The sequence below is a fragment of the Micromonospora sp. CA-269861 genome (assembly GCF_050948505.1).
Lineage (GTDB): Bacteria > Actinomycetota > Actinomycetes > Mycobacteriales > Micromonosporaceae > Micromonospora.
In genome coordinates this window covers 1,626,885-1,641,796 of the sequence record NZ_CP192014.1, presented here as the reverse complement: position 1 = coordinate 1,641,796, position 14,912 = coordinate 1,626,885, and the positions used below count along the sequence as shown (strand labels likewise).

At 73.3% G+C, this 14,912-nt stretch carries 10 protein-coding genes and 1 pseudogene; 1 reads left to right on the top strand and 10 read right to left on the bottom strand.

The features are described 5' to 3' along the window. Positions 1-198: 198 nt before the first annotated feature. The 9 genes from ACQP0U_RS07545 to ACQP0U_RS07505 form a co-directional block, all read right to left on the bottom strand. A complete protein-coding gene (locus ACQP0U_RS07545) occupies positions 199-1,263 on the bottom strand; it encodes a hemolysin family protein (protein WP_433316981.1) in 1,065 nt (354 codons plus the stop codon). After that, positions 1,260-2,615: a hemolysin family protein gene (locus ACQP0U_RS07540; RefSeq protein WP_433316980.1), complete on the bottom strand. Its 1,356-nt coding sequence runs from the start codon at positions 2,613-2,615 to the stop codon at positions 1,260-1,262. Before ACQP0U_RS07540 ends, ACQP0U_RS07545 begins: the two co-directional genes overlap by 4 nt. A 181-nt stretch (positions 2,616-2,796) precedes the next feature. After that, complete coding sequence (gene mnhG, locus ACQP0U_RS07535) at positions 2,797-3,156, bottom strand: monovalent cation/H(+) antiporter subunit G (RefSeq protein ID WP_433320677.1); 360 nt, start codon at positions 3,154-3,156, stop codon at positions 2,797-2,799. Next, the gene (locus ACQP0U_RS07530) at positions 3,156-3,419 is read right to left on the bottom strand and encodes a monovalent cation/H+ antiporter complex subunit F (protein WP_433316978.1); all 264 of its coding nucleotides are present in this window, start codon (positions 3,417-3,419) and stop codon (positions 3,156-3,158) included. The genes mnhG and ACQP0U_RS07530 overlap by 1 nt, the downstream gene beginning before the upstream one ends. Further along, the gene (locus ACQP0U_RS07525; protein WP_433316976.1) at positions 3,416-4,027 is read right to left on the bottom strand and encodes a Na+/H+ antiporter subunit E; all 612 of its coding nucleotides are present in this window, start codon (positions 4,025-4,027) and stop codon (positions 3,416-3,418) included. The genes ACQP0U_RS07530 and ACQP0U_RS07525 overlap by 4 nt, the downstream gene beginning before the upstream one ends. Beyond that, the gene (locus ACQP0U_RS07520; RefSeq protein WP_433316975.1) at positions 4,024-5,529 is read right to left on the bottom strand and encodes a Na+/H+ antiporter subunit D; all 1,506 of its coding nucleotides are present in this window, start codon (positions 5,527-5,529) and stop codon (positions 4,024-4,026) included. Before ACQP0U_RS07520 ends, ACQP0U_RS07525 begins: the two co-directional genes overlap by 4 nt. Further along, a complete protein-coding gene (locus ACQP0U_RS07515; protein ID WP_433316973.1) occupies positions 5,529-6,008 on the bottom strand; it encodes a Na(+)/H(+) antiporter subunit C in 480 nt (159 codons plus the stop codon). Before ACQP0U_RS07515 ends, ACQP0U_RS07520 begins: the two co-directional genes overlap by 1 nt. A gap of 55 nt (positions 6,009-6,063) precedes the next feature. Then, a complete protein-coding gene (locus ACQP0U_RS07510; RefSeq protein WP_433320674.1) occupies positions 6,064-8,895 on the bottom strand; it encodes a Na+/H+ antiporter subunit A in 2,832 nt (943 codons plus the stop codon). A gap of 141 nt (positions 8,896-9,036) precedes the next feature. Continuing rightward, entirely contained in the window at positions 9,037-9,423 is a 387-nt protein-coding gene (locus ACQP0U_RS07505; protein ID WP_433316972.1) for a hypothetical protein, read from the bottom strand. 177 nt (positions 9,424-9,600) lie between these two features. Here ACQP0U_RS07505 and ACQP0U_RS07500 point away from each other — a divergent pair. After that, positions 9,601-14,270: pseudogene (locus tag ACQP0U_RS07500) on the top strand (ATP-dependent helicase). 34 nt (positions 14,271-14,304) lie between these two features. Here the strand turns inward: ACQP0U_RS07500 and ACQP0U_RS07495 are convergent. After that, positions 14,305-14,862, bottom strand: a complete 558-nt coding sequence (locus ACQP0U_RS07495) for a hypothetical protein (RefSeq protein WP_433316970.1) — start codon at positions 14,860-14,862, stop codon at positions 14,305-14,307. Positions 14,863-14,912: the final 50 nt, after the last annotated feature.

Sequence of the window (14,912 nt, the reverse complement as noted above, 5' to 3'; positions counted from 1 at the left end):
GGTCACCTCAACTCTCGCCGACCGGAAGCGAGACCACCCCAAACATCCGCGGATCCGACGCGAGACCACCCCAAACATCCGCGGATCCGACGCGAGACCACCCCACCATCCGCGAATCCGGCACGAGGCCACCCCTCCATCCGCGAATCCGGCACGAGGCCACCCCAACGTCGACGAAGAGGGACCACCCCTCCGGTTTCATCTCATGCGCCGCCCGCGGGGCACCGTGTCGGTCTCGTCGTCGAACTCCCCGATGACCTCCTCCAGGAGGTCCTCCAGGGCCACGAAGCCGATCGGACGGGCCGGGCCGCCGCCGTTGCGCACCAACGCGAGCTGCGACTGCCGGGCCCGCATCGCCGCCACCGCCTCGGTGACCGAGGACGTCGCAGGCAGGGTGAACGCGGGCGTCATCAGCTCCCCGGCGGTGGCGATCCGGCCGGTGGTGACCACCCGTACCGCCTCCCGGACGTGCACGAGGCCACAGACGTCGCCGGCCTCGTCGAGCACCGCGAGTCGGGATCGGCCGCTGTCCCGGCTCACCTCCTCGATCCGTTCGGCCGGGTCGTCCCGGCGGACGGTGACCATGGTGGCGAACGGTTCCATCACCTGCGCCACCGACGTGCCCTGCAACTCCAGCATGCTGGTCAGCAGCTGGTGCTGCTCGGCACCGAGCAGCCCGTGCTCACGGGACTGCTCCAGCAGGATCCGCAGCTCGTCCGGGCCGTGCACCTGGGCGAGCTGGTCCTGCTGGTTGACGCCGAACAGCCGCAGGATCGCGTTGGCCAGGGCGTTCAGCGCGGAGAGCACCGGCCGGGAGACCCGGGCGAAGGCGCGGAACGGCAACGCGAGCAGCGTCGCCGAGCGTTCCGCGTCGGTGATCGCCCACGACTTGGGTGCCATCTCCCCCACCACGAGGTGCAGGAAGGTCACCACCCCGAGGGCGAAGATCAGCGCGATCAGGTGACTGGCCGCGTCCGGTAGGCCCACCGCGTGCAGCAGAGGGCTGAGCAGGTGCTCGATCGCCGGTTCGGCCAGCGCACCGAGACCCAGGGTGCACAGCGTGATGCCGAGCTGCGCGCCGGCCAGCATCAGCGACAGCTCGCGGACGCCGTCGAGCGCCGCCCGTGCCGCCCGACCACCGTTCGCCGCCGCCTGCTCCAGGCGGTAGCGCTTACTGGCCACCAGGGCGAACTCGGCGGCCACGAAGAACCCGTTCAGCGCCAGCAGGATCACCGAGCTGAACAGTGCGATGCCGGGGCTCATGCGGTCACCCCCGGTTTGGTCAGCTGCAACCGCACCGAGTCGGCCACGTGCCGGTCCACGGCCAGCACCTCGACCAGTGCCCGGGGCTCCGCCTCGTTGTCCTCGCCGTCCGCCCCCTCGGGTTGGAGGCTGATCTCCAGCCGGTCGCCGACCTCCGGCACCCGGCCCAGCTCCCGCATCACCAACCCGGAGAGGGTGTCGTACTCGGGGGCCTCGGGCAGGGCGATGCCGGTGCTGTCCGCGACCTCGTCGATCCGCCAGCGCGCCGGCACCACCCAGGACCCGTCGTCCTGCCGGGCCGGTGCCCGCTCCGGTGGGTCGTCCTCGTCGCGGATCGGGCCGACCAGTTCCTCGGCGATGTCCTCCAGCGTGATGACGCCGGCGAAGCCGCCGTACTCGTCGACCACGCACGCCATCTGCCGATGCCCGGACCGCAGGCGGTCGAGCACCGTGGGCAGGGGCAACGTCTCCGGTACGAGCAGCGGCGGCCCGGCCACCGCGCTCACCGGGGTGGTGGCCCGCTCCCCCGGGGGTACGCCGAGCACGTCGGCGATGCCGACGATGCCGAGCAGGTCGTCGACGCCCTCCGCGCCGCGTACCGGGAAGCGGGAGTGGCCGGTGTCCAGCAGCTCGACCACCCGGCTGACCGGCTCGTGCGCCCGTACGGTGTGCACGTCGACGCGGGGCACCATCGCCTCGCCGGCGGTCAGCTCGCGGAAGTCCAGACCTCGGTCGAGCAGCGTGGACATCTCGGCGTCGAGGCTGCCCTCCTCGCGGGACTCGGCGATGATCTGTTCGAGGTCCGCCGGGGTGGCGCCACTGGGCAGCTCCTCGATCGGCTCGATGCCGATGCGGCGCAGCAGACGGACCGATGCCCGGTCGAAGAGCCGGATGAGCGGCCCGGCGACGGCCAGGTAGATCAGTGTGGACCGGCTCAGCGCCCGGGCCAGTTGCTCGGCCCGCGCGATGGCCAGGTTCTTCGGGGCCAGCTCACCGAGGACCATCTGCACGATGGTGGCGATGACCAGGGCCAACGCCACCGACAGCGGCAGGCTGACCGCCTCGCTGACGCCGGCCACGCCGAGCAGGTCGGCGAGGCCACCGCCCAGGTACGGCTCGGCGACGTAGCCGACGAGCAGCGCGGTGACGGTGATGCCGAGTTGGGCGCCGGAGAGCATGAAGGAGAGCCGGCTGGTGACGGTCAGGGCCCGGGCGGCGGCCTGGTCGCCGTCATCGGCGAGCTGGCGCAGCTTGCCCCGGTCCACGGCGACGTAGCCGAACTCCTGCGCCACGAAGTAGCCGGTGGCGGCAGTGAGAACGATGATCAGAAGGAGACCAACGACGATCAACACGGGTCGCTCAGGGCTCCCGGGGTCGTTGGGGAGGGGATACGCCGGGCAGGACCCGGCTGGCTACTGCTGCCCTCCTGGGCAGAAGAGTCGATCATGCCGCTATTTTATCGGCGCTGGCTGGGACTCCGCTGGGGGTGGGCCGAAGGAGCGAATCGTCCGGTTCAGCGAGTGCCGCCGGTCGTCACGCCGGACCGGCCGACCCACCGCCTGGTCCGCGTTCGGCCAGCTCGTCGGCGTCGAGCAGGCCCCGGTCCAGCCGCCCCGACCGGTACGCGGCCCGCCCGATCATCTGCGCCGCCACCGGCGCGGTCGCCAACTGGAAGACCGCCACCAGCAGGACCATGCCGAGGTCCGCCGGGGACCGCAGCCGCAACGCGATGCCCAGCAGCAGCAGGAGCACCCCGAGCACCTGCGGCTTGGTGGCCGCGTGCATCCGGGACAGCGCGTCCGGGAAGCGCAGCACACCGATCGCGGCGGCCAGGCCCAGCAGCGCGCCGGCCACCAGACAAGCGGCGCCGAGCCAGTCCGCGATCGTCGCGATCACTGCTGCTCCCGGACGGCGAAGCGAACCAGCGACACCGAGCCCACGAAGCCGAGCAGGGAGAGCACCACAAGCACGGGCAGCGTGGTGGCGTGCCGGTTGACCGCCGCCTCGGCACCCACCGCCCCGATCATCGTGGCGAGCAGCATGTCCGCGGCGATCACCCGGTCCACCAACGACGGGCCACGGTAGAGGCGGGCCAGCGCGAGGAGCGCGGTGACCGACAGCAGTGCGGTGAGGACGACGGCCAGGAACGTGGTCACGGACGGGTTCCCTTCTCGGGTGGGGTGACGTCGAGGTGGCGCAGTTCGGCGGTGGAGCCGACCGCGCGGACGATTCGCCGCTCGACGGTGAGCGTGCGTTCCCGGGCCACGTCCAGGTCCCCCGGCCCGTGGGTGTCCAGGACGTGCAGGTAGAGCGTTCCGGAGTCCCGGTCCACCTCGAGGATGAGCGTGCCCGGCACCAACGAGACCGCCTCGGCGGTGAGAGCCAGGTTCAGGTCGGTGGACACCCGCAAGCGGACCGCGATGATCGCCCCGCGCGGCCGGTAGCCGGGCTGCACGGCGATCCGGGCGACGTGCAGGCTCGCGCTGACCAGCTCGACGGCGAACCGGCCCGCGAACACCAGCAGCGCCCACGGCCGCAGCCGGCCACCGAAGCTGACCGCCGGCAGCGGGAAGAACACCAGCACGGCCGCACCCACCACCAGGCCACCGACCAGGTTGGCCCAGTTGACGTCACCCCAGAGCAGACTCCAGACCACCACCAGCCACCCGAGCGCCACCGCCTGGTCCCGCCAGCGCCCGAGCCGGCCGCGCCCCACCACGGCAGGCCCGGGGGTGTCGGGAGCCGGCTCAGGGGAGCCGGTCACGGCACACCTCCGGGCAGCACGGCACGGACGTACGGGGTACGCAGGCGCAGGTCCGCCGCCGCGTCGGCGGTGACGTCGAAGAGCGGGCCGGCCAGCACGGTCAACGCCAGCCCCAGCGCGACCAGGGCCACGGTGGCCCCCACCATCAGCTTCGGCAGCCGGACGGCCGGCTCGCTGGTGGCCAGCCGGGGCGCGCGCCAGAAGGCGATGTTCCACACCCGGGACGCCACGTACAGGGTGAGCAGGCTGGTCAGCGTCCCGGCCGCGACCAGCAGACCGGGCAGCGGGCCCCCGGCCGCGACCCCGGCCTGGAGCAGCCCCAGCTTGCCGAGAAAGCCGGAGAACGGTGGCACTCCGGCGAGGTTCATGGCCGGGACGAAGAAGAGCACACCGAGCAGCGGCGCCACCCGGGCCAGCCCGCCGATGCGGCGCAGGTCGGTGCTGCCGGCGCGCTCCTCGACCAGCCCGGCGACGAGGAACAGCGTGGTCTGGATGGTGATGTGGTGCACCACGTAGAAGATCGCGCCGGAGAGCCCGGCGGCGGTGCTCAACGCCACCCCGAAGATCATGTAGCCGATGTGACTGACCAGGGTGAACGAGAAGAGTCGCTTCAGGTCGGACTGGGCCACCGCACCGAGGATGCCGATCACCATGGTCAACCCGGCGACGACCATGAGCAACACGTCGGCACGCCCACCGGGAAACAGCAACGTCTCGGTCCGGATGATCGCGTAGACGCCCACCTTGGTGAGCAGGCCCGCGAAGACGGCAGTGACCGGGGCCGGCGCGGTGGGGTAGCTGTCCGGCAGCCAGGCCGACAGCGGAAAGACCGCCGCCTTGATCGCGAACGCCAGCAGCAACATCAGCTCCAGGGCCAGCCGGACGCCGTCGGGCAGATCGTCGAGGCGCTGGGCGAGCTGGGCGAGGTTGAGCGTGCCGGTGGCCGCGTACACCAGACCCACCGACGTCAGGAAGATCATCGAGGAGAGGATGCTGACCACCACGTACGTCGACCCGGTCCGGATCCGGGTCTCGGTGCCACCCAGGGTGATCAGCACGAAGCTGGCGGCCAGCAGGATCTCGAACCCGACGAAGAGGTTGAACAGGTCACCCGCCAGGAACGCGTTGGTCACGCCGGCGGTGAGCACCAGGTACGTCGGGTGGAAGATCGACACCGGCGAGCTCTCGCTCGTCTCGCTGCGACCCTGGCCGATCGAGTACAGCAACACGCAGAGGGTCACCGCCGACGACACCACGAGCATCAGCGCGGCGAGCTGATCGGCCACCAGGACGATGCCCACTGGCGCCGGCCACGCCCCGACCGCCACCACCACCGGCCCGTACCGGTACGCCTGCACCAGCAGCAGCACCGCCACCGTGAGCGTGCCGCTCAGGCACAGCACGCTGATCGCGCGCTGGAGTCGGGGCTTCCCGGCCAGCAGCAGGGTCAGCGCCGCACCGAGCAGCGGCACCACCACCGGCAGTGGCACCAGGGTGCTCATCACGCGTCATCCCCGCGGCGCAGCCGTCGGCGGGCCGGCTCGGGATCGACCTGCTCCGGGTCACCGTTCGGCCCCTCCCCACCGAGGTCGACCGCGCCCACCTCGTTCCGCCCGGCCCGGCGGATGATCTGCCGGTCCTCCAGGTCGTCGGGCACCTCGTCGTCGCCGGAGAGATACCAGCTGCGGTACGCCACCGCGAGCAGGAACGCGGTGAACCCGAAGGTGATCACGATGGAGGTCAACACCATCGCCTGCGGCAGCGGGTCACTCATCCGCCCCACCGGCCCGGTGCCGACGATCGGCGCCCCGCCCGACCGTCCGCCCAACAGGATCAACAGGTTCACCCCGTTGCCGAGCAGGATCACCCCGAGCAGGATCCGGGTCAGGCTGCGCTCCAACAGCAGGATCACCCCGCACCCGACCAGCACCGCGACAGCCAGCACCAGCACCAACGTCGGCCCCGCACCGCTCGCCGTCATGGCGCCACCTCGGTTCGCGACTGCGGGGCTCGCAAACCCGGCCCACTCCTCACGCTCACGCCCGCTCTCCCTTGTCGACGGCCAACCCGCCGGTGGCCGCGCCGGTCGCCTCGATGTGCCGATCCACCTCGGCACCGAGGCTGCGCAGGATGTCCAGCACCAGCCCGATCACGACCAGGTAGACGCCGATGTCGAAGAAGAGCGACGTGACAAGGTGGGCGTCGCCGATCAGTGGCAGGGTCCGGTCGACCTTCGCGCTCTCCAGCACCGACCCACCGACCAGCAGCGCCACCACGCCGCTGCCCACCGCCACGGCCAGCCCGGCGCCGAGAATCGCGCCGGCGCCGATCGGGGCCGCCTCGGTCAACTCGTACCGGCCGCCGGCCAGATAACGGACCACCAGGGCGAGACCCGCCACCAGCCCGCCGGCGAACCCGCCGCCCGGCGCGTTGTGCCCGGAGAAGAGCAGGAACAGCGAGAACAGCACCACGGTGTGGAAGATCAGCCGGATGACCACCTCCAACACGATCGAGCGGCGCTCCTCGTAGAGGGTGGGGCCACCGCGCAGCCACACCGGCCGGCCGCGTCCAACCTGCTGGTCCGAACCCGGCCGGCGCGGCCGCGGCCCGGTGCGGGAGCGTTCGAAGATCAAGCTGGCCACCCCGGTCGCGGCCACCACCAGCACCGCCAGCTCGCCCATCGTGTCCCAGGCCCGGATGTCGACGAGGGTCACGTTGACCACGTTGCGGCCGTACCCGTGCGCCACCGCCAGATCCGGGAAGGCGGCGGAGATGTCCGGCGCCCGGCGGGCACCGACGGCGGTGAGGGCCAGCCCGGCCGCCACCACACCCGCCGCCACCCCGATCACCCGACGGACCCAGCGGGTACGGCGCAGCGGACGGGCCGAGAACCGCTCCGGCAGGCGACGCAGCACCAGCACGAAGACCGCGATCGTCGAGGTCTCCACCAGAAACTGGGTGAGCGCCAGGTCGGGCGCTCCGTGCAGCACGAACAGCATCGCCGTGCCGTAGCCGGTCATGCCCACCAGCAGCATCGCGGTCAACCGGCGACGGGCACCGACCGCCAGCACCGCCGCCACCGTGATCACCAGCACGACCACCGGTTGCAGCAGGCTGTCCCAGAGCGGAAGCCGCGCCCGCCAGGGGCTGGCGGAGAGCATCGCCGCGCCGGGCACCAGCACCAGGGTGATCAGGATGATGCCCAGGTACTGCGGCAGGGAGCCGCGCTGGGTAGCGCCTGTCACCTCGATGGCCAGCCGGTCGAACCGGCCCACGACCCACTCGTACCCCTGGTTGCCCCCCACCGGCGACCGGAGTCGGGCGAGCACCGGGGCGAGCGGCCCACGCACCGCGAAGAGCAGGCCACCGCCGACGAGCGCCAGCACCGACAGGCCGAGCGCCGGGGTCGGTCCGGCCCAGAGTGCCAGGTGCGCGTCGACCCCGCCGAGCAGATCGGCGTACGGGCGCAGCAGGTCGTCCAGCACGCTCGCGGCCGGGCCGGCGAGCAGACCGACACCGGCCAGCACCGCGGGCGGGACCAGCAGCGACGCGGCGATCGACCCCGGCGGGACCGGCGCCACCCCCGGCCGGTCGGCGAACGCGCCCCAGAGGAACCGGGCGCTGTACGCGACGGTGAGCACCGTCCCGGCGACCAGGCCGGTGAGGAGCACCGGGTGGTCGGTGAACGCCCCGAACACCGCCTCCTTCGCCACGAAACCGACGAGCGGCGGCACACCGGCCATCGACGCAGCGGCCAGCACGGCGACCACGAACAGCGGCCGGGACCAGTGCCGCAGCCCGGACAGCTCGCGCAGGTCACGGGTGCCGGCACCGTGGTCGATGATGCCGACGACCAGGAACAGCGCCGCCTTGAACAGGGCGTGTGCCAGCAGCATCGCGGTGCCGGCCAGAGCCGCGTCCGGGGTGCCCGAGCCGGTCACCGCGACCAGCAGACCGAGCTGACTGACCGTCCCGTACGCCAGCAGCAGCTTGAGGTCGGTCTGACGCAGCGCGGCCCAACCGCCGAGCAGCATTGTCGCCACGCCGGCGACCTGCACCAACGGCCGCCACGGGCCGACCGTGGCGAGCACCGGCGCGAGCAGCCCGACCAGGTAGACGCCGGCCTTGACCATGGCGGCGGCGTGCAGGTACGCGCTGACCGGTGTGGGTGCCGCCATCGCGACCGGCAGCCACGAGCTGAACGGCAGCACCGCCGACTTGGACAGCGCACCGGCCAGGATCAGCAACACCGCGCCCACCAGGTACCCGCCTCCGGGCAGCGGCTGCGCGCTGATCTCCGACCAGCGGTAGGTGCCGGCGTGCTCGCCCAGCATGATGAAGCCGACAAGCATGGCGAGCCCGCCCAGCGTGGTGACGGTCAACGCCTGCGCCGCCGCCCACCGGCTGGACCGCCGTTCGGTGCTGTGCCCGATCAGCAGGTACGAGAAGATCGTGGTCAGTTCCCAGCCGACGTAGAGCAGCAGCAGGTCGTCGGCGAAGACCAGGACGAGCATCGCGCCGGCGAAGGCGACCAGGACCGCGGCGAACTGCGCCAGCCCGGTCGAGCCGGCGCTGAAGTAGCGGGCGCTGTAGACCAGCACCAATGCGCCGACGCCACCGATCAGCAGCGTCATCAGCCAGGACAGCGTGGTGAGCCGGAACGCGATGTCGAGGCCCAACTGCCCGATCCACGGGTACGTCTCGACCACCGCACCGCCGTCGGCGACGGCCGGGGTGCGGGCCACCGCCCAGCAGAACGCCGCAGCCGGCGCGAGCGCCAGCGGGTAGCACGCGCGCGGACCCCACAGGCGGACGAGCAGGGGCGCGGCGAGGGCCGCCACGAGATGGAGGATGAGCAGTACCAGCACCTGCGCGCTCCCGATCGACATGGCCGACGCCCGTGGCAGCGGTGGCGCCTAGCAGCGATCAGACGACAGTTCATCCTCCGCCGGGCGGTTTTGCCAGAATTCGCCCGATCGTCGCCGCGCGATGCCTGTGGCCGGATGCCGTCAGGTCAACAGGGCGCTGTTGAGGGGTTGCGCGTCGTCGGGTGCGGGGCGGTCGCGGCGGAGCTCGGCCAGCAGGTCGGTACGGCCGAGTTGGCGGGCGACCCGGTCGACCACCCGCTCGGCGGCGGTCAACGACCGCACCGAGAGCAGGCGACCGCGGCTCTCGCGACGCAGCACGAAGTAGTGCACGGCGACACGGACCTGACCCCGGTCGGCGGCGCTGGCCTGGGCGGTGCAGAGGACCAACTCACGCAGGCAGCGGGCGAGACGTTCGGCGAGCTCGAGCTCGGGGCCGTGCAGGCCGGCGCGGAGCGCGGCGAGGTGGCTGTCGACCTTGCGAATCAGCACGTCGGTGCCCGGTTCGACGGTGCGCTGCTCGCCGGCCATCAAATCCCCTCACCCCGGGTCGCGTTGCGAGTGAAGTTACTTTATGTTGCTCCTCAGAAGCAAGCAGTTAAGTGAGACTTAACGTATTAAGCGCACGTTCCACGCTTTTTGCCGTTCCCGGGCTCATTCCGCCGTCAGCTCCTCGTGGATGTCGGACCGACGGGGCACGATGGACCGGTGACCGGGGCAGACGCAGACGCCGGCGCGGTGCTCGCCGGGTTCGGCCCGGCCACCCGCGCCTGGTTCGACAACGCCTTCGCCGCCCCGACCGCCGCACAGACCGGCGCCTGGCGGTCGGTCGCCGCCGGTCGTAACGCGCTCGTGGTGGCGCCCACCGGATCGGGCAAGACGCTCGCGGCCTTCCTCTGGTCCCTCGACCGCCTCGCCCGCGAGCCGGCACCGGCCGAGGCCCGCCAGCGGTGCCGCGTGCTCTACGTGAGCCCACTCAAGGCCCTCGCCGTCGACGTGGAGCGCAACCTGCGCGCCCCGCTGGCCGGCATCCGGCAGGCCGCCACCCGACTGGGCGTCGCACCGCCCGACATCACCGTCGGCATGCGCACCGGCGACACGCCCGCCGACGAGCGACGAGCCTTCGCCCGCACCCCGCCCGACATCCTCATCACCACGCCCGAGTCACTGTTCCTGCTGCTCACGTCCGCGGCTCGCGACTCGCTGCGCGGCATCCAGACGGTGATCGTCGACGAGGTGCACGCGGTGGCCGGCAGCAAACGCGGCGCCCACCTCGCCCTCTCCCTCGAACGCCTCGACGAGCTGCTGCCCGCCCCGGCGCAGCGCATCGGCCTCTCGGCCACCGTCCGGCCGATCGACGCCTGCGCGCAGTTCCTCGGCGGCGCCCGCCCGGTCGACGTGGTGCAACCGGCCACCCCGAAGACCATCGAGGTCAGCGTGCAGGTCCCGGTGGAGGACATGACCCGCCTGGACGAGCAGGAGCAGCCACCGGAGGACGACCTCGGCGGCCCCGGGCCACGTCGGGCGTCGATCTGGCCGGCCGTGGAGGAGCGGGTCTTCACCCTCATCGGGCAGCACCGCTCGACGATCGTCTTCACCAACTCCCGCCGCAGCGCCGAGCGCCTCTGCGCCCGGCTCAACGAGCTGGCCGCCGAGGCGGTGGCCGCATCCGCGTCGGGCGAGGACGCGATCGGCGTACCGGAGGGGTTGCCGGCGGGCGACGACCCGGCAGCCGACGACGGCCCGGCGGCCGGCGCGCAGCGTTGGGGTGGCCCCGCTGGTCCGGTGCGCAACCGGCCGCCGGCCGAGGTGATGGCCCAGTCCGGCGCGGCCACCGGCGCGGCACCCGTGATCGCCCGCGCCCACCACGGCAGTGTCTCCCGGGAGGAGCGCAAGCACATCGAGGAGGCGCTCAAGTCCGGCCAGCTCCCGGCGGTGGTGGCCACCTCCAGCCTGGAGCTGGGCATCGACATGGGCGCGGTCGACCTGGTGGTGCAGATCGAGGCGCCGCCGAGCGTGGCCGCCGGGCTGCAACGGGTCGGCCGGGCCGGGCACCAGGTGGGCGCCGTCTCCCGTGGGGTGGTCTTCCCCAAGCACCGCGGCGATCTGCTCTCCTGCGCGGTGGTCGCCGAGCGGATGACCGAGGGCGCGATCGAGGAGCTGCACTACCCACGCAACCCACTGGACGTGCTGGCCCAGCAGATCGTCGCGATGGTGGCGCTGGAGCCGTGGGCGCTCGGCGACCTGTCCGTGCTGGTCCGGCGGGCCGCGCCCTTCGCCGAGCTGCCCGACTCGGCGCTGCACGCCGTACTGGACATGCTCTCCGGCCGCTACCCGTCCACGGCCTTCGCCGAGCTGCGCCCACGACTGGTCTGGGACCGGGCCACCGACCAGCTCACCGGCCGACCCGGCGCGCAGCGACTCGCGGTGACCAGCGGCGGCACCATTCCGGACCGGGGCCTGTTCGGGGTCTTCCTGGCCGGGGCCGAGCGCGCCGCTCGGGTCGGCGAGCTGGACGAGGAGATGGTCTACGAGTCCCGGGTCGGCGACGTCTTCCTGCTCGGCTCCTCCTCCTGGCGGATCGAGGAGATCACCCCTGACCGGGTGCTGGTCTCGCCGGCACCGGGGCAGGCCGCGCGGATGCCGTTCTGGAAGGGCGACCAGCTGGGTCGGCCGGTTGAGTTGGGCCGGGCCATCGGCGCCCGGGTGCGCACCCTGCTGCGGCAGACCGACGAGGCGGCACTTTCGGCGCTGCGCGACGGCGGGCTGGACGACTGGGCCGCCGGCAACCTGATGGCCTACCTGCGCGAGCAGCGGGAGGCCACCCGCTCGCTGCCCGACGACCGCACCGTCGTGGTCGAGCGTTTCCGCGACGAGCTGGGTGACTGGCGGCTGGCCGTGCACAGCGTGCTCGGCGCCCGGGTGAACGGACCGTGGGCGCTCGCGGTGGGCCGCCGGCTGGCCGAACGGTACGGGGTGGACGCCCAGGTGATGCCCTCCGACGACGGCATAGTGGTGCGACTTCCGGACACCGCCGACGAACCCCCCGGCGCCGACGTGGTGGTCTTCGAGCCGGACGAGATCACCCAGCTCGTGGAGGAGTCGGTAGGCACCTCCGCCCTCTTCGCCGCCCGTTTCCGGGAGTGCGCCGCACGGTCGCTGCTGCTGCCGCGCCGCGACCCCCGCCGCCGCCAGCCGCTCTGGCAGCAACGGCAACGCGCCGCGCAACTGCTCGACGTCGCCCGCGAGTACGCGGACTTCCCGGTCACCCTGGAGGCCGCCCGGGAGTGCCTTCAGGACGTCTTCGACCAGCCGGCGCTGGCCGGGCTGATGCGCGACCTGGCCACCCGCAAGGTACGGCTGGTCGAGGTGGAGACCAGCGCGCCGTCCCCGTTCGCGCGGTCGCTGCTCTTCGGCTACGTCGGCGCGTTCCTCTACGAGGGTGACGCCCCGCTCGCCGAGCGCCGCGCCGCCGCGCTCGCCCTCGACTCCACGCTCCTCGGCGAGCTGCTCGGCCGGGTCGACCTGCGGGAGTTGCTCGACCCGGCGGTGCTCGCCGAGACCGACAGGCAGCTGCGGTGGCTGACCGAGCAGCGCCGCCCCCGCGACGCCGAGGACGTCGTCGAGCTGCTGCGGGTGCTCGGTGACCTCAGCGACGCCGAGTTGACCGAGCGGGGCGCACCGGAGTCGTGGCTCAGCGAGCTGGAGGCGACCCGCCGGGTGCTGCGCGTCCGGATCGCGGGCGAGCAGCGCTGGGTGGGCGTCGAGGACGCCGCCCGCCTGCGCGACGCCCTCGGCGTGGCGCTGCCGATGGGGGTGGCCGAGGCGTACCTCGCCCCGGTGGCCGATCCGCTCGGTGACCTGGTGGCCCGCTACGCCCGCACCCACGGGCCGTTCGCCGCGGCCAGCTGCGCGGCCCGCTTCGGGCTCGGGGTGTTCGTCGTCGAGCAGGCGCTGCGCCGGCTCGGCGCCACCGGGCGGGTGGTCTCCGGGGAGTTCACACCGGATTCGGCGGGTGCCCAGTGGTGCGACGCCGAGGTGCTGCGGATGCTGCGCCGCCGTTCGCTCGCGGCGCTGCGCCGCGAGATCGAGCCCGTGCCGCCCCGGGCGCTGGCGACGTTCCTGCCCCGCTGGCAGCAGGTCGGCTCGTCCGCCCGAGGTGTGGAGGCGCTCGCCGCCACTGTGGAGCAGTTGCAGGGCGCGGCGGTGCCGGCGTCCGCCCTGGAACGTCTGGTGCTGCCCGCACGGGTCGCGGACTACTCCCCCGCCCAGCTCGACGAGTTGTGCGCGAGCGGGGAGGTGCTCTGGGCGGGGTCCGGCGCGATCTCCGGAGGTGACGGCTGGGTCACCCTGGCGTACGCGGACGCCGCGCCACTGCTGCTCCCACCGCCCGACGAGGCGTTGACCCGCACTCCGCTGCACGACGCGGTGCTCGACGCGCTCGGCGACGGGCAGGCGCTGTTCTTCCGCCCACTGGCCGACCGGGTCGGCTCGACCGACGACGCCGCGCTGACCGGGGTGATCTGGGACCTGGTCTGGGCGGGGCACCTCAGCAACGACACCCTCGCCCCGCTGCGCGCGGTGCTCGGCGCCGGGGGCGCGCACCGCTCCCGGCCGTCAGCGCCCCGCACCCGTTACCGGCGGCCCGGTCGGGTGGCGCTGCCGACCCGGGGTGGCCCGCCGACGGTCGCCGGCCGCTGGTCACGCCTCCCGGAACGGGACCTCGACCCGACCCGGCGGGCCGCCGCACTCGCCGACCTGCTGCTGGAGCGGCACGGGGTGGTCACCCGGGGAGCGGTGATGGCCGAGCAGGTGGTCGGCGGCTTCTCGGCGGTCTACCCGGTGCTGTCGGCGCTGGAGGAGCGCGGTGCGGCCCGCCGGGGTTACTTCGTCGAAGGGCTCGGCGCGGCGCAGTTCGCCGTACCCGGTGCGGTGGACCGGCTGCGCGCGCTGGCCGAGCCGGCCGACGGCGCCCGGGGCCGGGGCGCGGCGGCCACCGTGCTCGCCGCGACCGACCCGGCCAACCCCTACGGCGCGGCGCTGCCCTGGCCGGAACGGGTGGTCGACTCCGGCGACGGGGCCGCCCCGGCGACCGGGCACCGGGCCGGTCGTAGGCGGGCGCCCTCGTGGTGCAGGTCGGCGGCGACCTCGTCCTCTACGTCGAGCGCGGCGGCCGGACGCTGCTCTCCTTCAACGACGACACCGACACGCTCGCCGCGGCCGGCAAGGCGCTCGCCGACGCCGTCCACTCCGGGGCGTTGGGCGCGATGTCGGTGGAGCGGGCCGACGGCGAGGCGGTGCACTCCTCGCCGCTGCGTGACGCGCTGACCGCCGCCGGCTTCCGGGCCACCCCCCGCGGCCTCCGCCTGCGTGGTTGACCAGCCCAGGGTCGTCGCGGGCACGGCTCGGTGCTCAGCGGAGGCCGTTGAGCACCTTCTCGTAGCGCGGGCGGTCGGCGGCCGGGGTCTTCGCCTCCAGGTAGTTCAGCACCACCGCGCCACGCTGGTACGACTGGCCGCCCCAGGTCTCCGCGATGTCACTGGCGCTTGTCTCGTCCGGGAACACGTAGACGGTGACGGCGTCGGTGGCCATCAGCTCGGAGCAGCCCAGGCCGAGGCCGTCCGGCCCGCAGTCGACCGAGCGGTCCTTCGGGCGCGGGACCTTCAGGCCGGCCGCCCGGAAGGCCTCGACGACCTGCTTCGCCCCGGGGGCGCTGGCCGGGCGCTTGGGCAGCACCACCGGCGGCGCGCTGGCCGGCCGCCGCTGCGTCGTGCCCTGCGCCCCCGCCGGCGGCGAGGTCGCTCCGTCGGCACTGGGCGAGGCCGGGGGCGTCGGCGGACCGGTCGGGGCCGCTTCGGACGAGACGGACGGGTTCGCGTTCGGGCTGCCGTCGTCGTCACTGCCACAGCCGGCGGTGAGGGCGACGGCGACCAGCAGGATTCCGACTGCGGGGAGGTTCCGAGTTGTCACCAGGGCAGTCTGCCCAACGCCATCCGGCGGCGGGAGGGGCCGGTCGGTTA